Annotated in this window: 21 protein-coding genes; 12 read left to right on the top strand and 9 right to left on the bottom strand. The window is 75.7% G+C overall.

Annotated features, from left to right (window positions below; translation table 11 throughout):
• A partial coding sequence (locus B7P34_RS37670; protein ID WP_435693982.1) for a flavodoxin family protein occupies window positions 1–503 on the top strand: 503 nt, incomplete at its 5' end.
• Window positions 500–1,240, top strand: coding sequence for a class I SAM-dependent methyltransferase (locus tag B7P34_RS26375; RefSeq protein WP_106680498.1), 741 nt, complete (start codon window positions 500–502; stop codon window positions 1,238–1,240). The genes B7P34_RS37670 and B7P34_RS26375, both read left to right, overlap by 4 nt.
• Before the next feature lie 77 nt (window positions 1,241–1,317).
• Here the strand turns inward: B7P34_RS26375 and B7P34_RS26370 are convergent, their stop codons facing one another.
• Window positions 1,318–1,920: an NAD(P)H-dependent oxidoreductase gene (locus tag B7P34_RS26370; protein WP_106680496.1), complete on the bottom strand. Its 603-nt coding sequence runs from the start codon at window positions 1,918–1,920 to the stop codon at window positions 1,318–1,320.
• Between the two features lie 39 nt (window positions 1,921–1,959).
• Entirely contained in the window at window positions 1,960–3,327 is a 1,368-nt protein-coding gene (locus tag B7P34_RS26365; protein ID WP_223268254.1) for an MFS transporter, read from the bottom strand.
• A 179-nt stretch (window positions 3,328–3,506) separates the two neighbouring features.
• On the opposite strand from B7P34_RS26365, the gene B7P34_RS26360 reads away from it, so the two are divergent.
• From B7P34_RS26360 to B7P34_RS26325, 8 genes are all read left to right on the top strand, one after another.
• The gene (locus tag B7P34_RS26360; RefSeq protein WP_106680495.1) at window positions 3,507–4,172 is read left to right on the top strand and encodes a TetR/AcrR family transcriptional regulator; all 666 of its coding nucleotides are present in this window, start codon (window positions 3,507–3,509) and stop codon (window positions 4,170–4,172) included.
• An 81-nt stretch (window positions 4,173–4,253) separates the two neighbouring features.
• Entirely contained in the window at window positions 4,254–7,109 is a 2,856-nt protein-coding gene (locus B7P34_RS26355; RefSeq protein ID WP_146166929.1) for an AAA family ATPase, read from the top strand.
• A 181-nt stretch (window positions 7,110–7,290) separates the two neighbouring features.
• Window positions 7,291–8,085: a class I SAM-dependent methyltransferase gene (locus tag B7P34_RS26350; RefSeq protein ID WP_106680491.1), complete on the top strand. Its 795-nt coding sequence runs from the start codon at window positions 7,291–7,293 to the stop codon at window positions 8,083–8,085.
• 14 nt (window positions 8,086–8,099) lie between these two features.
• Window positions 8,100–8,993: an FAD binding domain-containing protein gene (locus tag B7P34_RS26345; protein WP_106680490.1), complete on the top strand. Its 894-nt coding sequence runs from the start codon at window positions 8,100–8,102 to the stop codon at window positions 8,991–8,993.
• Window positions 8,984–9,466, top strand: coding sequence for a (2Fe-2S)-binding protein (locus B7P34_RS26340; RefSeq protein ID WP_106680488.1), 483 nt, complete (start codon window positions 8,984–8,986; stop codon window positions 9,464–9,466). The genes B7P34_RS26345 and B7P34_RS26340 overlap by 10 nt, the downstream gene beginning before the upstream one ends.
• Window positions 9,463–11,793 carry a xanthine dehydrogenase subunit D gene (gene pucD, locus B7P34_RS26335; RefSeq protein WP_106680486.1) on the top strand — a complete coding sequence of 777 codons (2,331 nt, stop codon included), beginning with the start codon at window positions 9,463–9,465 and terminating at the stop codon, window positions 11,791–11,793. The genes B7P34_RS26340 and pucD overlap by 4 nt, the downstream gene beginning before the upstream one ends.
• A 3-nt stretch (window positions 11,794–11,796) precedes the next feature.
• Window positions 11,797–13,002 (top strand): XdhC family protein, encoded by a 1,206-nt coding sequence (locus B7P34_RS26330; RefSeq protein WP_106680484.1) that lies wholly within the window; start codon window positions 11,797–11,799, stop codon window positions 13,000–13,002.
• Complete coding sequence (locus tag B7P34_RS26325) at window positions 12,999–13,742, top strand: class I SAM-dependent methyltransferase (RefSeq protein WP_106680482.1); 744 nt, start codon at window positions 12,999–13,001, stop codon at window positions 13,740–13,742. Before B7P34_RS26330 ends, B7P34_RS26325 begins: the two co-directional genes overlap by 4 nt.
• A 52-nt stretch (window positions 13,743–13,794) precedes the next feature.
• Here the strand turns inward: B7P34_RS26325 and B7P34_RS26320 are convergent, their stop codons facing one another.
• Window positions 13,795–14,100: an ArsR/SmtB family transcription factor gene (locus tag B7P34_RS26320; protein ID WP_364895604.1), complete on the bottom strand. Its 306-nt coding sequence runs from the start codon at window positions 14,098–14,100 to the stop codon at window positions 13,795–13,797.
• A gap of 80 nt (window positions 14,101–14,180) precedes the next feature.
• Between B7P34_RS26320 and B7P34_RS26315 the strand changes: the two genes are divergently transcribed.
• Window positions 14,181–15,656 carry an MFS transporter gene (locus B7P34_RS26315; RefSeq protein ID WP_106680478.1) on the top strand — a complete coding sequence of 492 codons (1,476 nt, stop codon included), beginning with the start codon at window positions 14,181–14,183 and terminating at the stop codon, window positions 15,654–15,656.
• A gap of 169 nt (window positions 15,657–15,825) precedes the next feature.
• Window positions 15,826–16,443, top strand: coding sequence for a GTP cyclohydrolase II RibA (gene ribA / locus B7P34_RS26310; RefSeq protein ID WP_223268253.1), 618 nt, complete (start codon window positions 15,826–15,828; stop codon window positions 16,441–16,443).
• 27 nt (window positions 16,444–16,470) lie between these two features.
• Here ribA and B7P34_RS26305 read toward each other — a convergent pair whose 3' ends face one another.
• The 6 genes from B7P34_RS26305 to B7P34_RS26280 all read right to left on the bottom strand — a co-directional run bounded on the left by B7P34_RS26305 (window position 16,471) and on the right by B7P34_RS26280 (window position 23,678).
• Window positions 16,471–19,356 (bottom strand): AAA family ATPase, encoded by a 2,886-nt coding sequence (locus tag B7P34_RS26305; protein ID WP_146166928.1) that lies wholly within the window; start codon window positions 19,354–19,356, stop codon window positions 16,471–16,473.
• A 371-nt stretch (window positions 19,357–19,727) separates the two neighbouring features.
• Complete coding sequence (locus B7P34_RS26300) at window positions 19,728–20,189, bottom strand: XRE family transcriptional regulator (RefSeq protein ID WP_146166927.1); 462 nt, start codon at window positions 20,187–20,189, stop codon at window positions 19,728–19,730.
• Between the two features lie 83 nt (window positions 20,190–20,272).
• Window positions 20,273–21,394, bottom strand: coding sequence for a DUF5954 family protein (locus B7P34_RS26295; protein WP_106680472.1), 1,122 nt, complete (start codon window positions 21,392–21,394; stop codon window positions 20,273–20,275).
• Window positions 21,395–21,453: 59 nt separating this feature from the next.
• The gene (locus B7P34_RS26290) at window positions 21,454–22,137 is read right to left on the bottom strand and encodes a UdgX family uracil-DNA binding protein (RefSeq protein ID WP_106680470.1); all 684 of its coding nucleotides are present in this window, start codon (window positions 22,135–22,137) and stop codon (window positions 21,454–21,456) included.
• The gene (locus tag B7P34_RS26285; protein WP_223268252.1) at window positions 22,137–22,688 is read right to left on the bottom strand and encodes a type 1 glutamine amidotransferase domain-containing protein; all 552 of its coding nucleotides are present in this window, start codon (window positions 22,686–22,688) and stop codon (window positions 22,137–22,139) included. The genes B7P34_RS26290 and B7P34_RS26285 overlap by 1 nt, the downstream gene beginning before the upstream one ends.
• A gap of 33 nt (window positions 22,689–22,721) precedes the next feature.
• Window positions 22,722–23,678, bottom strand: coding sequence for a TIGR03557 family F420-dependent LLM class oxidoreductase (locus B7P34_RS26280; RefSeq protein ID WP_106680468.1), 957 nt, complete (start codon window positions 23,676–23,678; stop codon window positions 22,722–22,724).
• Between the last annotated feature and the right edge of the window lie 141 nt (window positions 23,679–23,819).

The raw sequence follows: 23,819 nt of genomic DNA, 5'->3' as shown, positions 1-23,819 counted from the left end.
AGTCGGGCCTGCCCGGCCCCGCGGGCGGCGCCCCGCCGGCGGCCGTCGTCACCCCGGACGACGTGGACTGGGCGGATTCGCTGCTCTTCGGGGCGCGCATCCGCTCGGGAGCCCTGGCCGCGTCCCTGCTGGGCTTCCTGCAGTCGCTGGAGCCCGAGAGCGGCCCGGGGCCGCTGGCGGGCAAGCCGGCCGGCGGGTTCGCCTGCGCCCCGCGGCCGCAGGCGGGCAGCGAATCGGCGATGCTCGCCCTGAACAACGTGCTCCACCACGGCGGCGCCGTGCTGGTGCCGCCCGGCTACACCGACTCCGCGGTCTTCGCGGCGGGCGGCAATCCGTACGGCACGACCCACTCCCGGACGGCGGGCGCCCTGCCCACCGCGCAGGCGCTGGCGGCGGCCCGGCACCAGGGCCGGCGCATGGCGCTGGCCGGCGGCCGGCTGCGCCGCGAGCCCGTGGGCGCCGCCGTCTCCTCAGACACCCCCCTCGCGAAGGAAGTCATATGACGGTCCAGCAGTACGACGACATCGGCGAGGCCTACGAGGGCTTCAAGTCGCTGCCCATGGCGCGTTACCCCGAGAGCGGCAGCTTCGTGCGCATGCTCGGTGACCTGACCGGCCGTTCGGTGCTGGACCTGGCCTGCGGCACGGGCTTCTACACCCGGCAGGCGAAGCGGCTGGGGGCGGCGGACGTCCTCGGCGTGGACGTCTCCGACGGGATGGTGGCCGCGGCCCGGGCCATCGAGGAGCGCAGCCCCCTGGGCGTGCGCTACCAGGTCGCCGACGGCGCCGGCCTGCCGGTCTTCGACCGGCGCTTCGACGTGGCGACGGCGGTGTACCTGCTCAACTACGCCGACGACGCGGCCACGATGGAGTGGATGTGCCGGGGCGTGCACCGCAACCTGCGACCGGGCGGCGAGTTCTTCGTCCTGACCCAGGCGCCGGACTTCCGCTTCGACGGGCCGTCGACGGACAAGTACGGATTCCGCTACGAGCCGGTGGGCGAGGGCGAGGTGGGCCCGCGGGTGCGGATCACGGCGCTCCTGGAGTCGCCCATCGAGTTCGTGACCAACTACCCGCGGCGCGAGGTCTACGAGGGCGCGCTGCGGCAGGCCGGCTTCGCCGGCATCACCTGGGTGCCGCTGCAGGTGCCGGAGGACGGCCTCGCCGCGTTCGGCGCGGAGTACTGGGCGGACTTCCTGGCGAACCCGCCGCTGGTGATGCTGCGCTGCACGGCGGCCTGAGCAGGCCGGTCCGGCAGCGGACCGGTTCCCCCGTGGCCCCGGCGGTCCTCACCGCCGGGGCCCTTGCGCGTCCGCCGTCACAGCAGCCACGGCCGGAAGTCCTCCGCGGGCGGCAGGCCCGCGTTCTCCCGGGCGGCCGCGGCCGTGCGGTGGATGTGGAACAGCAGGCGCACGGCCGCTCCCGGGTCGCCGAAGGAGACCTGCCCGTCGGGCTCCTCGCGCAGGGCCCGCTGCACGCGGGGCACGATGGTGCGCGGGCCGATGATGGTGGCACCGGCCGTGAACAGCATCCGCTCGACCTCGGAGTACGGCTTCTGCTCGCCCATGGAGTCCTCGCAGGTGGTGAGGACGGCCACGGGCTTGCCCGCGAGGGGCGAGCCCTCGGTCGGCCAGGTCAGCCAGTTCAGGAGCGTGCGCAGCGAGGCGGGCGGCGCGCCGTCCGTCTCGGGCGTGGTGAGGACGATGCCGTCGGCGAGCGACGCCATCTGCCGGAGCGCGTCGGCCACGGGGTGCGACGGGGCGATGATCTCGCTGCCGGCGCGGGCCAGCACGGAGGGCGCCGTGCTGACGACGAGCCGGGTGCCGGAGGCTCCGGGGGCCGAGAGGGCGCGAAGCAGCCGGTCACCGTACGGATCGTCTTCGGTGGGGGCGCTCAGTCCCAGCAGGAGGACGTTCTCCACGGTCGGTCTCCTTCCTTGAGGTGCGTGAGGTCCCGGGCGTCAGGCGGCCCGGGCGGGGCGCAGTCGCCGGGAGACGAGGACGCCGGCCAGTGCGAGGACCGCGGTGATGGCGAAGGTGAACAGGAGCCCGGCCCGGGTGGTCGAGTCGTGCTGGTGGGCGATGGCGATGGCGGCGCCGCCGATGCCGGAGATCAGGCCGGTCGCGAGGGTCTGGGCGAGCTGCAGGGAGCCGCTGACGAGACCCTGCTGCTCGGCGGGGGCCTGTTCGAGGGTGTCGGTGGTGGCGGCGTTGAAGCCGATGCCCATGCCGATGCCGCCGAGGGCCCAGCCGGCGATGGCGACGAGCGGGGGGATCGCCTCGACGAGGACGGCCGCGGCCATGACGACGAGTCCGGCGAAGAGGATGGTGAAGCCGAGGGTGACGCTGCCGGTGCGGCCGTTGCCCTTGCCGTCGCGCTTGGCCTGCCAGGCGGAGCCGACGACCCAGGTGATGGCGCCGGCGGACAGGCCGAGGCCGGCGAGGGAGGCGTTGACGCCGCGCAGTTCCTGCAGGCCGAGCGGGAGGAAGGCCTCGCTGCCGAAGTAGACGCCGCAGAGCAGGAAGCGGATGCCGATGCCGGCGCCGACTCCGGCGCGCAGGCTGAGCGTGCCGGCGGGGGTCACCTGGCGCAGGGTCGGCACGGCGACGGCGATGCCGACGAGGGCGAGCACGACGAGCAGCACGATGTTCTTGAGCAGCAGGGCCTGGAGGAGCAGGGCGGTGCCGGCGGTGAGCAGGATGCTGGCGGCGAGCGGGCTCTTCCACCAGGGGCCCGCGGGGGCGCTGCTGCCGGCGGTTCCGGCGGGGCGCTCCAGGCGGCGCAGGCCCGGGAGGGTGAGGAGGGCGGCGATGGCGATCAGGGGGAGCATCAGCAGGAAGACGCCGCGCCAGCTGGTGAAGTCGGCGAGGGTGCCGGCGATCACGGGGCCGATCAGCGAGGGGATGGTCCAGGCGGAGGAGAGCAGGGCGAACATGCGGGCCCTGAGGTTCTCGGGGTAGGCGAGGCCGATCACCGTGTAGGCCATGCTCATGACAGCGCCGACGCCGAGACCCTGGAGCGCCCGGCCGAGCAGGAAGAGCGGCCACGTGGGCGCCGCGCCCGCCACGGCGCAGCCGATGGCGAAGACCAGCATGCCGATGGCCATCGAGCGCACGGGGCCGCTGCGGTCGGCGGCGCGGCCGGCGACCACGGTGCCGATGATGTTGGCGAGCATCAGGGCGGACAGGCCCCAGCCGTAGGCGCCCAGACCGTCGAGGTCCTTCGCGATGTCGGGCAGGACCGTGGCCACGCCCAGCGACTCGAAGGCGACCATGCTCACGGAGAGGATGACGCCGAGTGTCAGCGCGCGGTAGGCCCCGCCGAACACGCTCTCCGATCCCCCGGCCGGCCCCCCGGCCGAGGATGGCGTGCCCCCCTCCGCGACAGGTGACGCGAGCGGCTCACCCGCCCCTTCCGTCATCTCGTTCACATCTTGCGACACAACAGCCTCCCAAGTTTCGTTCCGTTCCGGGACGTAATTAATAGCAGACTACCTATACTGGCCGCATGGTGAACACCCCGAACGGCGCGGTGGCCGACGAGCGCGAGGCCGGCCAGCAGCGCACAGGCAGGCCGCGGGACAGCCGCATCGACGCGGCCGTGCCCGCCGCGGTCATGGAGCTCCTCAACGAGTCGGGCTACGGGAACCTGACGCTGGAGGCGGTGGCCGCCCGCGCGGGCACGAGCAAGCCCGCCCTGCGCCGGCGCTGGCAGTCCCGCCAGCACCTCGTCGTGGACGCGCTGGTCACCACGATGGGCACCGCCCCGACCCCGGACACCGGCTGCACCCACTGCGATCTGATCGCCGGGATCGGCACCCTCAGTCAAGCCTTCGGCACCACGCTCGGGCGGCGCGTGCTGCCCGCCCTGGTGGCCGACCTCGCCGACCAGCCGGAGCTGGACGCCCTCTTCCTGGAGCGCTTCTTCCACCCGCGCCGGGCCTCGACGGCCGAGGCGCTGCGGCGCGGGATCCGGCGGGGGGACATCCGCCCCGACGCGGACATCGACCTGCTGCTGGACATGCTGGCGTCGAGCACGTACTACCGGGTGCTCTTCGGCCACCTGCCGGTGACCGCGGCGCTCGCGGAGGACGTGGTCGAGGTCGTCCTCAAGGGGGTGGCCACCGGCGCCTGGCGCGAACGCCACCGGCACATGGTCTTCGACGGTTTCTGACGCACGGGTTCCGGCGTACGGGGGGCGGCGGGGGGCCGGGCGCCGTGACGGCCCGGCAGGTACGAGGGGAGGGAGAGACTGTTGCTGAGCCGCGACAGCGAAATGACGGCCCTGGACGGGGGCCTGTCCGCAGCGGAGGCCGGCATGGGGGCCAGCCTGCTGCTGGAGGGGGGCATCGGCACCGGCAAGTCGCACCTGGTGCGGGCCGCGCTGCGGACCGCCCGGAGCAGGGGCTTCGGGACGGTCTCCGCACGCGCCAGACCCGGCGAGCGGAGCCGGGCCCACGGCGTCCTGCACCAGATGCGCGACCAGCTGACGTGCCTGCTCGGCACGGACCGGGCGCCCGGGAACGCGGACGGCGGAGCCGACGGGGACGCGGAGGCCGCCGGCATGCACCGGCTGATCACGGCCGCCACGGCCGGCGCCCCCCTGCTCGTCGCGATCGACGACCTGCAGTGGACGGACGCCCCGTCGCTGCGCTGGCTGGGCTATCTGACGGCCCGTCTGGAAGGCCTGCCGGTCTTCCTGCTCGCCACCCTCGGCGTGGACCGCCCCGGGCCGGCGGGCGGGGGCGGCGGGCCGCAGAGCGCCGAGTCCCCCGCCGGGGTCGCCTCGTTCTTCCACCGCCGCGCGGTGCTGCAGGGCCTCAACGGCGACAGCGTCGCCTATCTGCTGTCCGCCTTCACGGGCGAGCACGCCGATCCCGGCCTCGTACGGGCCTGCCGCACGGCCACCGGCGGCAACCCGCTGCTGCTCCAGGCGCTGCTGCGCGAGCTGCGGCGCACGGGCCTCGCGCCGGGCGTCGTCTCCGCGCACCGGGTGGCCGGACTGGGCCCGGTGGAGGTCGCCGAGACCCTCCTGACCCGGCTCGACGACGGCTCCTCCAGGGTCGGCGCGGTGCTCGACGCCGTGTCGATCGTCGCGCCCGGGGCGAGCGCCCCGCTCGTCGCCCGCCTCGCCGGCATCGGCGCCGGCGAGGCCGCCGACCTGCTCCACCGGCTCGTGCACTGGGGCATCCTGACGGAGAGCCAGGAAGGCATCGGCTTCGCCCAGCCCCTCGTCATGGCCTCCTTCCGGGCCCGGATGCCGCCCAGCGAGCGGGCCCGGCTGCACGCGGAGGCCGCCAGGGCCCTCTACGCGGGCAGCGCCCCCCGCGAGCGCATCACCGCGCACCTGCTCCCCTCCGCTCCCCTGGGCGAGCGCTGGGCGCTGCGGCTGCTCGTGGACGCGGCCGACGCGGCGCTCGCCGGCGGCGCCCTCGCGCAGGCCCGCGTCTGCCTGGAGCGCGGCCTCGCCGAGTGCGGGCCGGAGGAGGAGCCCGGGCTGCTGCGCCGGCTCGGCCACATCGAGCTGGCCGACGGCCCCGAGCCCGCGGTCGCCCGGCTGCGCCGCACCGTCGGGCTCATCCAGGGCGGCACCGAGCACCGCGCCATGGCCCTGCTGGACCTGGCGCAGGCCGCCGCCATGACCGGCGACGTCCCCGAGGCCCTGCGGATCGTCGAGGAGGAGTCCGGCGAGCTGGAGCGCTCCGGCGCCCCGAAGGAGCTGCGGGCCGGCTTCCGCGCCGTACGCGGCCTGCTGCAGCTCCTCGAAGGCAAAGGTGCCCGGCCGAAGCCGGTGTGCGCACCGGCTTCGGGCTTCCCCGCACAGCTGAGCGAGGTCGCCCGGTGCCCGTGGGTGCGGCGCGCCGAGGCCGCGGCGCAGGCCATGGGCGCGCAGTGGAGCGGCACGCAGCGGGCCGAGGCGGTCCAGCAGGCCCGCCTCGCGCTCGGCGAACCGGTCACCACCGTCAACGACCACGCCCTGATGCGGCTCGGCCTCGTCCTCGTCCTGGCCCGCTCGGGCGCCGCCGAGGAGGCCCTGGAGCACGGCGCGGCCCTGCTCACCGCGGCGACCGAGGAAGGCTCGCGCACCGTGGCGGCGCTCGCCCGGGCCGTGCTCGCCGAATGCGCCTTCCGCACGGGCCGCCTGACGGAGTGCCTGGAGGCCGCGCACGGCGCGCTGGAGCGGGGCCCGGAGCCGGCCGGGCGCGAGTGGCTCGGCTCGGCCGCGGCCCGCGGCTGGCTGGGCAGCGCCCTGTACGAGTCCGGTGACCTCGACCAGGCGCAGCGGATCCTCTTGGAGGCCGGGCTGGAGAACGCGGTTCCGGCCGTCACGCTGCCCGGGCTGCTGTTCCACCGCGGCCGGCTGCAGGTCGCGCTGGGGCGGGTCGGGCCGGGGCTCGCCGACCTGGAGGAGTGCGGGCGGCTGCTGCTGCACCGGGGCTGGACCAACCCGGCGCTGTGGCCGTGGCGTTCCGAGGCGGCCCTGGCACACGCCCGGCTGGGCGACGAGGACGCGGCGCGGCGGCTCGTCCGGGAGGAACTGGCCCTCGCGCGGGACTTCGGCGCGCCCCACGCCGTCGGCGTCGCCCTGCGCGCCGCGGGCCTGCTCGGGCCCGGCGAGGAGCGGGCGGCGGTCCTCGCCGAGTCCGCCCGGCTGCTGCGGGAGGCGGGCGCCGCGCTCGACGAAGCGAGGGTACTGCGCGACCTGGGCCGCGAGCTCATGCGGACCCGCAGGACGCGGCAGGCCCGGGAGCACCTGCGGGCCGCCGCCGCGCTGGCCGAGAAGTGCGCGGCGCACGTCCTCGTCCAGGAGCTGCGCCAGGACATGATCGAGGCCGGGGCCCGCCCGCGCCGCGACACCGAGATCGGCCCCGCCTCCCTCACCCCGGCCGAGCGCCGCACCGCGCTGCTCGCCGCGGAGGGGCTCACCAACCGGGAGATCGCCGGGCGGCTTTACGTGACCCGGCGCACCGTGGAGATGCACCTGAGCCGCGTGTACCGCAAGCTGTCGATCTCCGACCGCCGGGCGCTGAGCCTGGCGGCGGACGACGAGCGGCTGTCGCCCGCGGCGTGTCACCTGCCGGAGCACGAGGCCGCCGAGTCCTGCGCCTGACGCGTGCCGCCGCCGGCGGGCGGCGGCACGCCCCCGGCGGCGGCCCGCTGTCGTCTCGGTACCGGCACCCAATTGCTCCGGGGAAGGCTACGGGCCGCTCCGTGATCTGCGGGCCCGGGTGGGCGGCGGAATCTGGAGTCATCAGCTCCGGAAGACGCTCCGGAAGAAGGTGAGGCGCCCCATGACCGACGCGGCGAACGGCAGCGCACCGCGCCCGTCCCACGACGACCTGCAGTACGACCGGATCGGCGAGGACTACGAGCTGTCCAAGACGCTGCCGCTCACGTGGTACGTGGAACGGCCCAGCGTGCTGGCCCTGCTGGCGGACGTCCGGGGCAAGAACGTCCTCGACCTCGCCTGCGGCACGGGGGTCTACACCCGCCACGCCCGCCGCCTGGGGGCGGCCCGCGTGCTCGGCGTCGACATCTCCCCGAAGATGATCGAGGCCTGCCGGGCGGCGGAGGAGCGCACGCACCTCGGCGTCGAGTACGCCGTGGGCGACGCGTCCGCGTTACCGCGGCTCGGCGAGTTCGACGTGCTGCTCGCCGCGTACCTCTTCAACTACGCCGACTCGCCGGAGGCGCTGGAGCGCATGGCCCGGGCCTGCGCCCGCAACCTGCGCGCGGGAGGCGCCCTGCGGGCCTTCGTCGCCCACCCGGACTTCGACTTCGACCGGCCGCTGCCGGAGCGGTACGGCTTCTCCTTCGAGCGGGAGCCGGACCCGGCGCACGACGGCCGGATCCGCGTCACCGCGCACACCGACCCCCGGATCAGCTTCTCCGCCTACCTGCCCTCCGGCCGGGCCTTCGAGGAGGCCTTCGCCGCCGCCGGCTTCTGCGACTGTTCCTGGGAGACGGTGCGGCTGTCCGTCGACGGGGAACTGGAGCTCGGGCCCGCGTACTGGGACGACTTCCGGGCCAACCCGCCGTGGACGGTCTTCCACTGCGCCAAGTGCACCGAGGGCGGCGCCGCATGAGCCGGCCGGCCGCCATGGACTTCCTCCTGCCCGACCGCCTGGACGAGGCGCTGCACGCGATGGCCGCCCGCGAAGGCACGGTGCCCGTGGCCGGCGGCACCGACGTCATGGTGCGGCTGGCCCGGGGCCGGGAGCGCCCGCCCGCCGCCGTCGACCTCACCCGGATCCCCGGCCTGGCCCGCTGGGAGCGCTCGGCGGGCCGGGTCCGGATCGGCGCGACCGTGCCCTACACCCGGATCGCCGGCGAACTCGCCGGCCCGCTGCCCGGACTCGCGGTGGCCGCCCGCACGGTGGGCTCCCGCCAGATCCGCAACCGCGGCACCGTGGGCGGCGCCCTCGGCACCGCCTCGGCCGGCGGCGACGTCCACCCCGTGCTGCTGGCGTGCGACGCGGAGGTGGAGCTGGTGTCCGCGCGCGGCACCCGGCGGGTGCCGGTGCGGGAGTTCTACACCGGCCCGGGCCGCACGGTCCGCGCGCCCGACGAACTGGTCCGCGCCGTGCTGGTGCCCGAAGCGGAGGGCCCGCAGAGCTACGCCAAGGCGGGCCGGCGCGGCGCCCTGGTGGTGGCGACCTGTTCCTTCGCGGTGGCGCTGCGGCCCTCCCGGGGCCGGGTGGGCACCGGAATCGGCGCGGCCGCGGACCGGCCCCTGCCGGCGTGCGAGGCCGAGCGGTTCGTGGCCGGGGAGCTCGCCGAGCGGCGGCTGTGGCGGTCCCGGGGGCCGCTTCCCGACAGCGTCCTGACCCGCTTCGGCGAACTGGCCGCCGCGGCGGCCTCCCCCGCCGACGACGTGCGCGGCTCGTCCGCCTACCGCCGGCACGCGGTGGCCGTGCTGGCCCGCCGCGCCCTCGGCTGGGTGTGGGACGACTACCGCGCGGACCGGACCGCGAAGGAGGCAGCATGCGCCTGACGCTGACGGTGAACGGCGAGCCGTACGACATCGACGGCGTCGCCGGAACCGAGAGCCTGCTGTCCGTCCTCCGGCTGCGCCTCGGCCTGTCCGGCGCGAAGAACGCCTGCGAGCAGGGCCAGTGCGGCTCCTGCTCCGTCCACCTCGACGGGGTGCTGGTGTGCGCGTGCCTGGTGCCCGCGCCCCAGGCCCACGGCCGGAGCGTGGAGACGGTCGAGGGCCTGGCCGGTGAGGACGGGCCGCACCCGGTGCAGGAGGCCTTCCTCGCCTGCGGCGCCGTGCAGTGCGGCTTCTGCACGCCCGGCATGCTCAAGGCCACCGAGGACCTGCTGCGCCGCTGCCCCGACCCCGGTGAGGCCGAGATCAAGGACGCCCTCGCCGGCAACCTGTGCCGCTGCACCGGCTACCGGCACATCCTCGACGCCGTCCGCATGGCCGCCGACCGCACGCGCGCCCTGGAGGCCCGCCCGTGACCCCGTACCCCCCGCACACCCCGCACTCTTCCGGCTCGCGCCGCACGCCCGGGGCGGTGGGCGACAGCGCGCCCCGCCCGGACGGGCCGCTGAAGGTCCGCGGCGCCTTCGCCTACTCCTCCGACCTGGAGGCGCGGGACATGCTGTGGGGCACCACGCTGCGCAGCCCCCACCCCCGCGCCCGGATCCTCGCCGTCGACACCGCGGAGGCGCTCGCCCTGCCGGGCGTCCGCGCGGTGCTGACCCACCGCGACGTGCCCGGCCGCAACCTGCACGGCGCGATGGTCGTCGACCAGCCGGTGCTCGCCGTGGACACCGTGCGCTACGAGGGCGAGCCCGTCGCCGTCGTGGCCGCCGAGGACCCGGAGACGGCCCGCCGCGCCGCGGAGCTGGTGCGCGTCGCCTACGAGGTGCTGCCGCCGGTCACCGACGCCGAGGCGGCCCTCGCCCCGGACTCCCCCGCCGTGCACGCGGACGGCAACCTCCTGCGTCACGTCCCGCTGCGGCGCGGCCGCGCCGCGCGCGGCGAACCGCTCACCGCCGACGTCGTCGTGCGCGGCGTCTACGAGGTCGGCATGCAGGACCAGGCCTTCCTCGGGCCGGAGTCGGGCCTGGCCGTGCCCGATCCCGACGGCGGGGTGACCCTGCACGTCGCCACGCAGTGGCTGCACGTGGACCACGACCAGGTCGTGGCGGCCCTGGGCCTGCCGCGCGAGAAGGTGCGGCTGCACCTGGCGGGCGTCGGCGGGGCGTTCGGCGCGCGCGAGGACCTGTCGATGCACGCGCACGCCTGCCTGCTCGCCCTGCGCACCGGCCGCCCGGTGAAGATGTGCTACACCCGCGAGGAGTCGTTCGTCGGCCACGTGCACCGCCACCCCGCGAAGATGGCCTACGAGCACGGCGCCACCCGCGACGGCCGGCTCGTCTACGTCAAGGCGTCGATCGTCCTGGACGGCGGCGCCTACTCCTCCAGCTCCCCCGCCGTCGCCGGCACCGTCGCGACGTGCTCCCTCGGCCCGTACGAGGTCCCCGACGCGGAAGTGGACGTGCGCGTCGTCTACACCAACAACCCGCCGTGCGGGGCGATGCGCGGCTTCGGCGCCGTGCAGGCCTGCTTCGGCTACGAGTCGCAGATGGACCGCCTCGCCCGCGAGCTCGGCATGGACCCGGTGGAGCTGCGCGTCCGCAACGCGGTGGCCGAGGGGTCGGCGGTGGCCAACGGGCAGGTCCTGGACCACCCGGCGCCGGTCGCCGAACTCCTGCGCCGGGTGCGGGACCGGCCGATGCCCGCCCCCGCGCCGCCCGAAGGCGCCCACCTGGCCCGTACGGCCTCGCGCGGGGAGTCCGTCGTGCGCGGCGTGGGCTACGCCGTCGGCTTCAAGAACGTCGGCTTCGTGGAGGGCTTCGACGACTACTCCACCGCCCGGGTCCGGCTGGAGTGCGACGGCGGGCAGGCGCGGGCGGTCGTGACCAGCGCGGCGGCCGAGGTCGGCCAGGGCGTGGTGACGGTGCAGGCCCAGATCGCCCGGACCGAACTCGGCGTCGAGCAGGTGGCGGTGGAGTTCGGGGACAGCTCCTTCGGCTCGGCCGGGCCCTCGTCGTCCTCCCGGCAGACGTACGTCACCGGCGGCGCCGTCAAGGCGGCCGCGGAAGCCGTCCGGGCCCGCGTCCTCGCGCGCGCGGACCGGCTGCTGGGCCGGCCCGGCACCGCCACGGGCCTGTCCGGCGGCGCGGTCACCGGCGCGGGCGGCCAGGTGCTGTGCAAGCTGGCCGACGTGCTGGGCGACGAGGCCGTCGAGGAGACCGTCGAGTGGCACCACCGGCCCACGTTCCCTCTGGACCCGCACACCGGGCAGGGCGACTCGGTCTTCCAGTTCGCCTTCGCCGCGCACCGGGCGGTGGTCGACGTGGACGTCGAGCTCGGCCTCGTCCGGGCCGTCGAGATCGCCACCGCCCAGGACGTGGGAAAGGCCGTCAACCCGCAGGCCCTGCTGGGCCAGATCCACGGCGGCACCGTGCAGGGCCTGGGTCTCGCGCTGATGGAGGAGATACGGGTCGAGGGCGGCCTGATGCAGAACCCCTCCTTCACCGACTACCTGATCCCGACCGTCCACGACGTGCCGCCGATGCACGTCGACGTCCTCGAACTGGCTGACCCGCACGCCCCCTACGGCGTGCGCGGCGTGGGCGAGCCGCCGAACATCTCCAGCCCGGCCGCGGTCGCGGCCGCCGTCCGGGACGCCACCGGCCTCGACCTGCCGCGCATCCCCCTGCGCCCCGAGGACGTGGCCGGGCTGACCGGCCCGGCCGGCTCCGGGGGGCGGTGAGCCGTGCTGGGCATCGCTCCGGTGCTGCGCCGATGGCACGCGGCGGGCACCCCGTTCGGCCTGGCCACCGTGGTCGGGGTGCGCGGCAGCGCGCCCCGGCGGCCGGGCGCCGCGCTCGCGGTCTCCCCCGGCGGCCGCGTGGTGGGCAGCGTGTCGGGCGGCTGCGTGGAGGCGGAGGTCTACGAACTGGCGCGCGCGGCCGCGCTGGGGGCCGGTCCGTGCCTCGCCGAGTACGGCGTCGAGGACGAGGACGCCTTCGCCGCCGGGCTGACGTGCGGCGGCACGCTGCAGGTGCTGGTCCGTCAGGTGGTCCCGCAGCGGGAGCCGGGCTGGGGCCCGCTCCTGGCGGCCCTGGAGCGGGCCGGCGGCCCGGACGGACCGCTCGCCCACGTCACCTGCGTGGGCGGCGCGCCGGGCCTCGGCGCCTGGCTGGCCGTCCGCCCCGGCGGGTTCGCGGGCACGCTGGGCGGGGCGGCGCTGGACCGGGCCGCGGCGGCGCGGGCCCGGGAGATGCTGGAGCGGGGGCGCACCGGCCGGGCCGTGGTCCGGGCCGGGACCGCCGCCGCGGAAGTGTTCGTGCAGTCGTTCCCCGACCGGCCCCGGATGCTGGTCTTCGGCGCGGTGGAGTTCGCCCGGGCCCTGGCCGTCGCGGGCCGGTTCCTCGGCTATCACGTGACCGTGTGCGACGCCCGCCCGGCGTTCACCACCCCCGAGCGCTTCCCCGAGGCCGACGAGGTCGTCCGGGAGTGGCCGCACCGCTATCTCGCGGGGACGGCGTGGGACGCGCGCACGGTGATCTGCGTCCTCACGCACGAGGCCCGCTTCGACGTCCCGCTGCTGCGGGAGGCGCTGCGGCTGCCGGTGGCCTACGTCGGCGCGATGGGTTCGCGGCGCACGCACGAGGACCGGCTGCGGCGGCTGCGGGAGGCGGGCGCCGGGGAGGAGGAACTGGCCCGGCTGCGCTCGCCGATCGGGCTGGACCTCGGCGGGTCCACGCCCGAGGAGGCCGCCGTGTCGATCGCCGCCGAGCTGATCGCGGTCCGGAACGGCGGGACGGGCCTGCCGCTGCGGGACGTCCGCGGCCCGCTCCACAAGAACGACGGCCCGGCCGGCGGGGCTCCCGGCCCGGCCGTTCGCCCGGCCGCCCCCACCACCGTCCCCGAGCCGGTCACGGCCGGGGCCCCGCCCACCGGAGGAGACCCCCCATGAACCAGGAGCGCACCATGGCGCAGTACGACGTGATCGGAGCGCGCTGGGAGGACGCGCGGTCGCTGCCCACGGTCCACCCGGAGCGCGCGAGCTTCCTCGCCCTGCTGGGCGACGTGACCGGGCTGGACGTCCTCGACCTGGCGTGCGGCGACGGCTTCTACACCCGGCAGGCCAAGCTGCTGGGCGCGGACCGGGTGGTGGGGGCGGACGTCTCGGAGGAGATGGTCGCGGCGGCGCGGGCGGCCGAGGAGCGGGCGCCGCTGGGCACCCGGTACGTGGCCGCGGACGCGGCGGACCTGCCGGACCTCGGCCGCTTCGACGTGGTGACCGCCGCCTACCTGCTCAACTACGCGCGGGACGAGGAGACGCTGACGGCCATGTGCCGCGGCGCCTTCGACCGGCTGCCGCGGGGCGGGCGGTTCATCGGCGTGACGCAGAACCCGCGCTTCTCCTTCGACGGGCCGCGGCCGGACCCGTACGGCTTCTCCTTCGAGCCGCTGGAGACCTCGGCGTTCGGCACCCGGATCCGGGTCACCGCGGCGCTGGAGCCGCCGATCTCCTTCGAGACCTGCCTGATCCGCCCGGAGGTGTACGGGGCGGCGTTCGCGGCGGCGGGGTTCACCCATGTGTCGTGGGTGCCGCTGCACGTGCCGGAGGTGGCGCTGACGCGCTTCGGGGCCGCGTACTGGGAGGGGTTCTCGGCCAATCCGCCCATCGTCCTGTTCGAGGCCGTCCGCTGAGGGCGCCCGGCCGGCTCCGGTGCCCTCGCGGCACCGGGGCCGGGCCGGCCGGTCAGCCGGCGGCGGCGAGCCGGGGAGGCTGAATCGCCGTCAGGAGTTCGTGGAGCCGGTCGAGCCCCTCGGGGCGGACCGAGTAACAGATCTGGGTGCCGCGGCGGCGGGTGACCACGAGGCCGGCCTCGCGCAACACCTTCAGGTGCTGGCTGATGGTCGGCTGGGTGACCTCGAAGAGCTCGGTGAAGTCACAGGCGCACGTCTCGGGTTCGGCCGCCAGCGCCCGCATGATGCCCAGCCGCACGGGGTGTCCGAGCGCCCGGAGCATGGCGACGTCCGTCTTGTCCTCCGCAGGTTCTCTCACGTTGACAGGCTATCAAACAGCGCCTATATAGTGGATCCCCTAAATAGGAAATTGCCTATGTAGACTGGTTCGGAGGTCCGATGACCGACAACACCGGGACGCCCGCCGCAGACCCTGCCGAGGGCGGCGTCCTCTCCCCCCGCTACCGCGCGCTGTCATTAGGACTGATCACGTCGGTCACGCTGGTGGCCTTCCTGTGGCTGGGCGTCGCCACGGTCCTGCCCGAGGCCGCCGAGGACCTCGGCGGAGTCCACCTCTTCGGCTGGGCGTTCACCGCCTTCATGCTCGCCAACCTCTTCGGGACCATCGCCGCCGGCCAGGGCGCCGACAAGGGCGGCCCCACCCGCCCGTACGTGCAGGCCTTCGTCGTCTTCGTCATCGGCTGCGTGGTCGCGGCGATCGCCTCCAACTGGTGGATCCTGCTCGCCGGCCGCATCCTCCAGGGCCTGGGCGTCGGCGGCGTGCTGGCCCTGGCCTACCTGATCGTCGGCCTCGCCTACCCCGACGCGCTGCGGGCCCGGATGCTCGCGCTGGTCGCCTCGGCGTGGACCCTGCCCGCGCTGCTCGGCCCGGCCATCGCGGGCGCGATCGCCGGCGCCACCAACTGGCGGGTGGTCTTCCTGATCCTCGTCCCGCTGGTGCCCGTCGCCGCCCTGCTCACCCTGCCCGCGATGCGCAAGCTCAAGCCCACCGGCGACGGCACGCCCGGCGAGAACCGGCTGCCGATGACGGTGCTGCTGGTCCTCGGCGTCGGCGCGCTCCTCGCCGGCCTGGAGAACCGCAACATCGCCGTGCTGGTGCCGCTCGTCGTCGTCGGCATCGCCATCACGCTGCCCGTGCTGAACAAGCTCCTCCCGGCGGGCACGCTCACCGTCCGCCGCGGCATGCCCGCCGGCATGATCGTGCGCGGTCTGGTCAGCGCCGCCTACTACGGAGGCGAGTCCTTCTTCCCGCTCAGCATGACCCGCGTCCTCGGCCTCAGCACGCTCGGCTCCGGCCTCGCGCTGTCTGCGGGCGCCCTCACCTGGGTCAGCGGAGCCTGGCTGCAGGCGAAGCTGGACACCCGCAGCGGCGGCAAGGGCCGGCACGCCCGCGTCGTCCTCGGCTTCGTCCTCCTCGTGGCTGGTGACGCGCTGATCGCCCTGGCGGTGGGCACGGACCTCAAGAGCGTCCCGCTCGCCATCGTCGGCTGGGCCGTCGCGGGCCTCGGCATGGGCTTCGTCTACCCGGCCGTCACCACGATCGTGCTGTCGCTGGCCCCCAAGGGCAAGGAAGGCTCGGCCAGTTCGAGCCTCCAGCTGTGCGAGACGCTGTCCGTGGCCGTGATGACCGGCCTCGGCACCGCCATCACCGCGTACGGCTCCTCGCACGACTGGGCCGACAGCCGCGGACTGGGCATCATCTACGTCATCGCCGCCGCGTGCGCCTTCCTCGGCATCGCCGCGGGCCTGCGGACCGCCGTCCGCAGGCGCACCGGCGACGGCGAGGGCGACGGCGGCTCCGAGGAGGCGCCGGCCGCCTCGGCGGCGCTCCGGGAATCGGAGCGAACGGCCTGATCGACGGCCGGATTCCACCCCGGCACGGACCCGGTTCGGTACGCGACGCGGAAAAGCTTCGGTCGCTGTACCGGGCCGGTCCGTGCTGTTCGCGGCGGCTTCCCCGGCGATGCTGGAGCGACCGGTGCGAGTGACGCGCCGGGCGCGCAAGCATCTCATGGGAGGAACAGTGCCCGAAGTGCTGAACGGCGATGTGCTGAACGGCGAGGCGCCGGCCCCGGCCCCGGCGGACGGCCGCCGGGGCGGGGCCCGCGTCCGGTCCCGGGTGGAGATCCCGCTCCACCTGGCCGACGGCTCCTGGCAGACCGCGCACGTCATCACCTTCGACGGGCTCTCCGACGGCCTGGAGCACATCGCCGTGTCCTACACCCGCCACCCCGCCGTGCCGCTGGTCCGGGTCCACTCCGAGTGCCTGACCGGCGACGTCCTCGGCTCGGGCCGGTGCGACTGCGGGCCGCAGCTGGACGAGTCGCTGCAGCGGGTGGCCGAGGAGGGCGGCATCCTGCTCTACCTGCGCCAGGAGGGCCAGGGCCGCAGGGACATCAGCCTCTACGACAAGCTCGACGCGTACAGCGCCGCGGACCGCGGCCGCGGCGCCGGCGCCGCGGGCCACGGCCTGCGCCTCGCCGACGACGCCCGCGACTACCACGCGGCCGCCCAGATGCTCCGGGCCCTGGGCGTCTCCCGGGTCAGGCTGCTGACCAGCAACCCGGACAAGGTGCGGCAGCTGAACTGGTACGGCATCGCCGTCGAGGAACGGCTCGACTTCGCCGGCCGCGGCGTCTGAGGGACGCCGCGCGCCCGCGCCGGGCGGTCACCCGGCGCGGGCGCCCGACCAGGCGGCGGGCTCCGCGGCGCACTCCGGGCGGTCGGAGCCCGCGGAGCCGCTCTCCGGCCTCGCGAAGTACTCGGCGAGGCCGGAGCGGCCCGTCACGGCCAGCTTGCGGTAGACGCGGCTGAGGTGCAGCTCCACCGTGCGCTGGGTGACGAACATCTTCGCCGCGATCTCCCGGTTGGTGAACTTGGCCACCGCCATCAGCGCGACGCGGCGCTCGGTCGGGGTCAGGGCGTCGATGCCCACCTCGGTCGGCCGCCGCGGCCGGGCCCCGGCCGCCAGCAGCTCCTGACGGGCCGTCTGGGCCAGCACGGCCGCCCCGCACTGCTCGGCCAGGGACTGCGCGCGCCGCAGGTGCTCGCGCGCCTCGCCGAGCCGGCTGGACTTGCGCATCAGGATGCCGAGATCGGTCAGCGCCCGGGCCAGGTCCAGCCGGGCCGCGGACTCCTCCAGCACCTCGACGGCCTCCCGCAGCGCCTCCTCGCCGCCCAGGCCCTTGGCCAGCAGCCCGGCCGCCCGCAGGGCCCGGCCGGTCGCCCGGCGGCCGCCCCAGCGGCGCGCCCGGTCCAGCTCCTCGTCGACGAGGGCGAGCGCGGCGTCGCGCTCGCCGAGCGCCGCGTGGACGAGGGCCGCCTCCGAACGCCACGACAGCACGGACGGGTTGAGCTGCCCGGCGGCGGCGAGCCGGCGGCCGCTCTCCAGCAGGTCGGCCAGGCCGGCCTGCGGATGGCCGCAGGCCACGCGGAGCCGGCCGCGGTGAAAGAGCAGGGCCGCGAACCCGGCGCCCTCCGGCACGTCGGCGTCCAGGCCGAAGTCGCTCAGCGCCCGGTTGGCCTCCCGCAGCTCGCCGGTCTCCAGCAGCGCGGCGACGACCGCCGCCATCGCCTGGCCCGTGCGGCTCCAGTGCCCGGAGGGAGAGGCCCCGGCCGGCTCCAGGGCCGCCCGCGCGTCCTCCAGACAGCCGGCCACGTCCCCGGAGCGGTAGCGCACTTCGGCACGCATGCTGTGGGCGATGGTGAGCAGCGTCCGCGACCCCTCGGCCCGCGCGCGGTCCAGCAGCGCGCGGCACTCGGACAGGGCGAGGTCCAGCTCGTCGGCGCGGGCGAGCACCTGCAGGGGCACCGTGCGGGTCGCGATGCGCCAGTCGAGGCTGACGTGCTCCTCCTGCAGCGCCTGCCGAGCCTGGTGGACGGCCCGGTCGCGCTCCTCGCCGCGGCGCGAGGAGCGCAGGGCCGCGAGGCTGAGCCTGGTGTGGCGCTCGCCGGGGGTCGCCGTCGCCGCCGGCGGGAGCGGTTCGGCGGCCCCGGCGCAGTCCGCCTCGACCACCGCGTCGACGACTGTGTTGACGGCGTTCAGCTCGCGCAGCAGGCAGCGCTCGGCCCGCAGGACGCTCGCCGCGTCCTCCTCGGCGCCGCGGGCCTCGGCCACGCCCTCCAGCAGGACGCGCTCGGCCTCCTCGGGGCGGCCCAGGAGCTGCAGGGCGTGGGCGGTGCACAGCCGGATGTCGGCGCGGCCGGCGGCGTCGGGTTCGAGGGCGAGGGCGCGCCGCAGGTGTTCCACCGCGGCGGCGGGGTCGGCGGCGAGCTCGATCCGGCCGAGGGCGCGCAGGAGTTTGCCCCGGCACGCTCCCTCGCACTCCTCCAGGCCGCGGTGGAGGTAGGCGCGGGCCTGGTCGGTGTCGCCGCGCTGCATGACCTCGCCGGCCGCCGTGTCCAGCACGGTGCAGGTCCAGTGCAGGCCGAGGGTGCTGCGCACGCGCAGGAGCTGGGCGGCGACGCGCTCGGCGGGGGCGCCGGACTCGTGGAGCAGCTGGGCGGCGCGGGCGTGCAGGGCGTCGCGGCGGCTGGGCGGGACGCGGGCCAGGACGGCGGTGCGCAGGACGGGCCGGGCGAAGCGGACGACACCGTCCTGCCCGGTGAGGGCGCCGGCCCGGACGAGGGCGTCGACGACGTCGGCCGCGCCGAGCGCGTCCAGGCCGAGCAGCCGGGCGATCACGGCGGTGGTGGCGGAGCCCTCCAGGACGGCGACGGCCTGGAGCACCGCCTCGGCGCCGGGGTAGGCCCGGTCGTAGCGCGGCAGGAGGGTGTCGGCGACCTCCACCGGGGCGAGGTCGCCGATGCGGTCCGCGGCCTCGGCGTCGGGGCGCAGGCCGTGCAGGCGCATCTGGCGGAAGAGGGCTTCGAGGAGGTACGGGCTGCCGCCGGTGGCGGTGCGGCACGCTTCCACGAAGCGGGGGTCGGGGGCGGCCTCGGCGGAGTCGGGGGCGAGGTCGGGGGCGGCGAAGGCCTCGGCGGCGATGCGGGCGGTGTCCTCGGCGGAGAGTCCCCGTAACAGCGTGCGGTGGCGGAACGAGGAGAGCACCTCGGCCAGGACGGGGTCGGCGGGGGTCTCGCCGAGGGCGACGGTGGCGACGACCGCGACCGGGGTGTTCTCCAGACGGGCCATCAGGTACCCGAGGCAGCGCAGGGACGCGGTGTCGGCCCACTGCAGGTCGTCGACGGCCAGCATCAGCGGGGTGCCGCTGGACAGCAGCCGGGCGAGCGGGTGGACCGCCGCGGAGCCGGGCGCGGGGTGCGCGGCGTAGGGGGCCGGGCAGCTGAGGTGGGCCTCCCAGGCGCCCGGGCCGTCCGCTTCCGGGGCGGTGCCGGCCAGGAGGGTCCGGGCGCCCGCCATGAGCTGCTGCGCGACGCTGTACTCCACGTCCTGCTCGGAGGCGCGGGCCCGCGCCGACAGCAGGTGGAGGCCGTGTTCGCCGGCCTGGTCCATGGCGCGGCGCAGGAGCATGGTGCGCCCCATGCCGGCCGTGCCTTCGATGAGGATGCTCTGGCCGCGGCCGGCGCCGGCGGCTTTCAGGATGTCGTGCACGCGCGTGCCCTCCCCGTAAGGCGGCGGGGCCGTCCCGGAGCTGCATGCCACTCCCCCGGGTCCCCCGTTTACCGGCCCGGCCTTTGCTGCCGTGTTGCCGTGGGTAGTGATGTGTCTCAGGAGGCCGGACCGTGAAGTCGAAGACGTTAACTCGTATGAACAGGCTGACCAATAGTTGGTTCACCGTAGCTTATGGCGACACAAGAGGTGACCCTAACTTGAGAGTTGGGGCATTTCAACCGGCATGGCTGAGCCACGGACGCCGCCTGCCGTGCGGCGTCCGTGGCTCGTGGGATTCCGGCCCGCAGGGCCCCGGCCGGAGGGCCGGGGCGGGGCCGTGCGCGGGAGGGCGGGCCGCGGCCCGGCGCGCGCTAGGGGCGCCGCGTGCCCTGCTCCAGCTCGCGGAGCTGGCGGATCATGTCGGCGGCCATCCGCTTCCCCTCCGGGGAGAGCGCCGCGAGGTCACCGCGCAGGTAGACCGCGCTCACCCCCGCCTCCGCCATGGCCTGGTCCAGCTCGCGGCCGGCCAGGACCTCCTCGTCGATCATGCGCCGGGCCACCTCGTCCTCGGTGAAGTAGGAGACGGGCACGTCGAAGTAGGTGGCCATCGCGCGCAGGTGGCGCAGCGTCGGGTTCGTGCGCTCGCCGCGGTGCAGCTGCCACAGGTACACGCTGGAGAAGGTCTCGCCCGACTGCGCGGCGATCTCCGCGGCCAGCTTCTTGTAGGACGGCTTGCCGTTCTCGCTGGGCCCGGCACGCATCTTGAGCAGGTGGTCGAGCTTCTGCGCCACCGTGAGGCGGCGCCGGTCCGGACCGCCCCTCTCTTCACTCATCCTCTGCCAACCCCCCTCTGCACGTCACCAGTTTAGGCACGAAAGGCCGGGCCCCGCGCTGCCGGGCCCCGCCGTATCCTGCACTATCCCGCTTCCTCGACGCGCCGTCTGCGCTCGCGCTCCTTCTCGGCGAGCGCCATCATCTCCCGTACCTCCGGGCAGGTTTCCGCGTCCTCGCCGTCCTCATCGTCCTCGTCGTCGGAAACCAGGCCCTGCTCGCGCAGCTGCTGGTCGTGCACCATGACGGGCGGCTGCGGGTCGTGGTCGGAGGGGCGCGGGCCCTCCGGGCCGTCCGGTCCGACGCGCACGAGGCGCTCGATGCGCACCACCCGGAAGCCCCGCCCGGCCACCTCCGCCTCGGGGCCGCGCTCCTCGTCGAGCCGGTCCGCCGCCCGGGCGTACTCCTCGCGCCCGGCCTCGTCCAGCCCGCGCAGCACCGGCGCCATCACCCGCAGGTCCAGCGCGAGGGCGTCGCGCGCGCCCTGAGGGGTGTGGCAGCCGCCGGTCACGGGCTCCCACTCGTCGTCGCCGGACCGCTCCGCGATCATGTAGCTGACGGGGAGCAGCACGCCGCCCGGGTGGGTGGAGGCGGCCCGCAGGGATTCGGCCCGCACGTCGGCGGGCGTGCCGCCCGGGCCGCGGACGAGGGACAGCAGCTCGACCTTGAGGATGCCCTCGGACATGCCGGTGGCCGTGAGGGTGTCGATGACCATGCCCCGGACGGGGTCGGGCACCTCGTGGGAGCGGCCGGCCGGGGCCGGGTCGGGGTCGGAGGGGCGCGGCGGCTCGGGCCCGTCGGGGCCCGTCCGGATGAACTGCTCCGCGCGCACGACGCGGTGGCGCACGCCCTGGACGGTCATCTCGTCGACGGCCTCCCAGTCCAGCCGTCCGGCGGCGGCCAGGAACTCGTCGCGGGCGCCCTCGTCACCGGAGGCCTCCGCGTCGCGGGCGGCCAGGCGGAAGAGGGCCGCCATCGTGTCGCGGGCGTCCTGCGGGGCGGGGTCGGCGAAGCGGGTGAGCACCTCCCAGCCCCCTTCCTCCCGCTCGCGCGCCACGCCGAAGACGGGCCCGCCGCCGCCGAGGATGCCGGGGTACGCGTCCCGGGCCCGCCACGCCTCCTCGTCCGCCAGGGCGGCGACCGGGGCGTCGGGCGCGGCCATCCTGATCTGCCGGTACCCCGGCACTCGCTCGCTGTGATCGGACATGCACTCAGCATGTCGCGCGAGTCCGCTCCCGCGCAGGAAAACGCGTGTGCTCACCCGCGTCACCCGCGCAGCAGCCGGGCCGCCACGCCGAGGTCGGACACCAGGCCCGCGTAGGCCTCGGCACGGGCCGCGGCGTCCGCGCGCAGCACCGCGGACGGGTGGATGGTGGCCACGAGCGCGCCCGCCCCCTCGCCCTCCTGCCCGCCTTCGCCGGCGCCGTCCGGCACGGGCAGCGGCAGCGGGACGCCGCGCTGCTGCGTGACGCGGAACGACGGGCCGAGCAGGGACTTGCCGGCCGTGGCGCCGAGGGCGACGACCACCTCCGGGTCGATCAGCCGCAGTTCGGAGGCGAGCCAGGGCTTGCAGGCGCTGATCTCGCGCAGGCCGGGGGCCTTGTGGATGCGGCGCTTGCCGCGCTCCTGCCGCTCGAACTTGAAGTGTTTGACGGCGTTGGTGACGTAGGCCTCGGCGGGGTCGATGCCGGCCTCCGCGAGCGCCCGCTTCAGGACGCCTCCGGCGGGGCCGACGAACGGCTCGCCCCGGCGGTCCTCCTGGTCGCCGGGCTGTTCGCCGACGAGCACCACGCGGGCGGAGGGCTCACCGGTGCCGAAGACGGTCTGCGTGGCGTCGCGGTAGAGCGGGCAGCCCCGGCAGCCGGCCGCGGCCTCCCGCAGGCGGCGCAGGTCCGCCTTCTCCGGCACGAAGGGCGCCGCGTCGTAGCCCTCCGGCCCCGGACCGGGCATCAGGCGCCCGCGGCCTTGCGGAACTCGGCGAGGGCGGTGGCGCAGAACGCCTTCAGGTCGGCCGGTTTCCGGCTGGTGATCAGCGTGTTGGGGCCCGCGGTGCAGACCTTGACCTCCTCGTCGACCCAGGTGCCGCCCGCGTTGCGGATGTCGGTGCGCAGGCTGGGCCAGGACGTGAGGGTGCGGCCGCGCACGACGTCCGCCTCGACGAGGGTCCAGGGGGCGTGGCAGATGGCGGCGACGGGCTTGCCGGCGTCGAAGAAGGCCTTCACGAAGGCGACGGCCCGGTCGTCCATCCGCAGGAAGTCGGGGTTGGCGACGCCGCCCGGCAGGACCAGGCCGTCGAAGTCGCCGGCGCGGGCCGTGTCCACGTCCTCGTCGACGGCGAACGCGTCGGCCTTGTCGAGGTGGTGGTAGGCCTGGACGCGGCCGGTCTTCGTGGACACCAGCCGCGGGGCTCCGGCGGCGTCCATGACGGCCTGCCAGGGGTCCGTCAGCTCGATCTGCTCGACACCCTCGGGTGCCGCGAGGAACGCGATCCGCATGGTCATGGCTCTCCTCCCGTGGGGTCCGGGGCGGGGTTCTCAGTCCGGCAGCTGCGGCAGCACCTTGCTGCGGTAGAAGTCGAAGAAGCCGCGCTGGTCGGGGCCGATCTGGTTGATGTAGACGGTGTCGAACCCGGCGTCGGCGTAGGCGCCGATCGCGGCCAGGTGGTCGTCCAGGTCGTCCCCGCAGGTCACCGCGGAGGCGACGCGCTCCTCCGGAACGAGCTCGCTCGCCTGTTCGAAATGACGGGGGGTCGGGAGGATCTGCGCCAGCTCGCCGGGGAGCTGCTCGGTGGCCCACAGCCGGTGCGCGGTGCGGACGGCCTCGTCGCGGTCGGTGCCCCAGCACACCTTCAGCCCGCCGTGCGCGGGCTTGGCGCCGCCCCCGCTGCGCCGGAAGCGGTCGACCGCCTCGGCGTCGGGGGCCATCGTCAGGAAGCCGTCGCCGATGCGCCCGGCCAGCTCGGTCGCGGTCGGGCCGAACGCCGAGACGTCGATGGGCACGGGCTCGTCCGGGACCGTGTACAGCCGGGCGTTCTCGACGGTGTAGTGCTTGCCGTGGTGGCTGACCTCGCCCCCCTCGAAGAGCATCCGCATCACCTGGACGGCCTCCTGCAGCATCTCCAGCCGCACGGCCGCCTGCGGCCAGGCGCCGCCGAGGATGTGCTCGTTGAGCGCCTCCCCGCTGCCCACGCCGAGCCGGAAGCGCCCGTCGAGCTGGACGGCGGCGGTGGCGGCCGCCTGGGCGACGACGGCCGGGTGCATGCGGATGAGCGGGCAGGTGACGGCGGTCCGGACGGGCAGCGAGGTCGCCTGCGAGAGCGCGCCGATCACCGACCAGACGAAGGGGCTCTGGCCCTGCTCCGCGTTCCAGGGGTGGAAGTGGTCGGATATCCACAGGGAGGTGAAGCCGGCCTGCTCGGCCATGCGCGCCTGGTCCACCAGGTCGGCGGGGCCGTGTTCCTCGGTGGACAGGAAGTAGCCGTATTCCGTCATCGGGGGTGTCCTCCTGGAGGGCGGGGCTTCGGCCCCCGGGTATCCACGGGGACGCGGGGGAAACACCCGGGCGGGAAAACACCCGGAACCCGGCCGTCACGCACCGCGCGCGGCCCTTCCGCCCCGGCGCCGGCGCAGGGC

Origin of the sequence: Streptosporangium nondiastaticum, assembly GCF_003011965.1 — a bacterium.
Taxonomy (GTDB): domain Bacteria; phylum Actinomycetota; class Actinomycetes; order Streptomycetales; family Streptomycetaceae; genus Streptomyces; species Streptomyces nondiastaticus.
Note: the sequence above shows the minus strand (reverse complement) of the source record. Positions and strands in the feature narration are given on the sequence as shown.

Bases quoted from the DNA above. Each gene is read 5' to 3' on its own strand.
- B7P34_RS26360 (WP_106680495.1), top strand. From the start codon at position 3,507: ATGGTGAACACCCCGAACGGCGCGGTGGCCGACGAGCGCGAGGCCGGC.
- B7P34_RS26300 (WP_146166927.1), bottom strand. From the start codon at position 20,189: ATGAGTGAAGAGAGGGGCGGTCCGGACCGGCGCCGCCTCACGGTGGCG.
- B7P34_RS26350 (WP_106680491.1), top strand. From the start codon at position 7,291: ATGACCGACGCGGCGAACGGCAGCGCACCGCGCCCGTCCCACGACGAC.
- B7P34_RS26290 (WP_106680470.1), bottom strand. From the start codon at position 22,137: ATGCCCGGTCCGGGGCCGGAGGGCTACGACGCGGCGCCCTTCGTGCCG.
- B7P34_RS26295 (WP_106680472.1), bottom strand. From the start codon at position 21,394: ATGTCCGATCACAGCGAGCGAGTGCCGGGGTACCGGCAGATCAGGATG.
- B7P34_RS26285 (WP_223268252.1), bottom strand. From the start codon at position 22,688: ATGACCATGCGGATCGCGTTCCTCGCGGCACCCGAGGGTGTCGAGCAG.
- B7P34_RS26375 (WP_106680498.1), top strand. From the start codon at position 500: ATGACGGTCCAGCAGTACGACGACATCGGCGAGGCCTACGAGGGCTTC.
- B7P34_RS26280 (WP_106680468.1), bottom strand. From the start codon at position 23,678: ATGACGGAATACGGCTACTTCCTGTCCACCGAGGAACACGGCCCCGCC.
- B7P34_RS26315 (WP_106680478.1), top strand. From the start codon at position 14,181: ATGACCGACAACACCGGGACGCCCGCCGCAGACCCTGCCGAGGGCGGC.
- B7P34_RS26325 (WP_106680482.1), top strand. From the start codon at position 12,999: ATGAACCAGGAGCGCACCATGGCGCAGTACGACGTGATCGGAGCGCGC.
- B7P34_RS26345 (WP_106680490.1), top strand. From the start codon at position 8,100: ATGGACTTCCTCCTGCCCGACCGCCTGGACGAGGCGCTGCACGCGATG.
- B7P34_RS26340 (WP_106680488.1), top strand. From the start codon at position 8,984: ATGCGCCTGACGCTGACGGTGAACGGCGAGCCGTACGACATCGACGGC.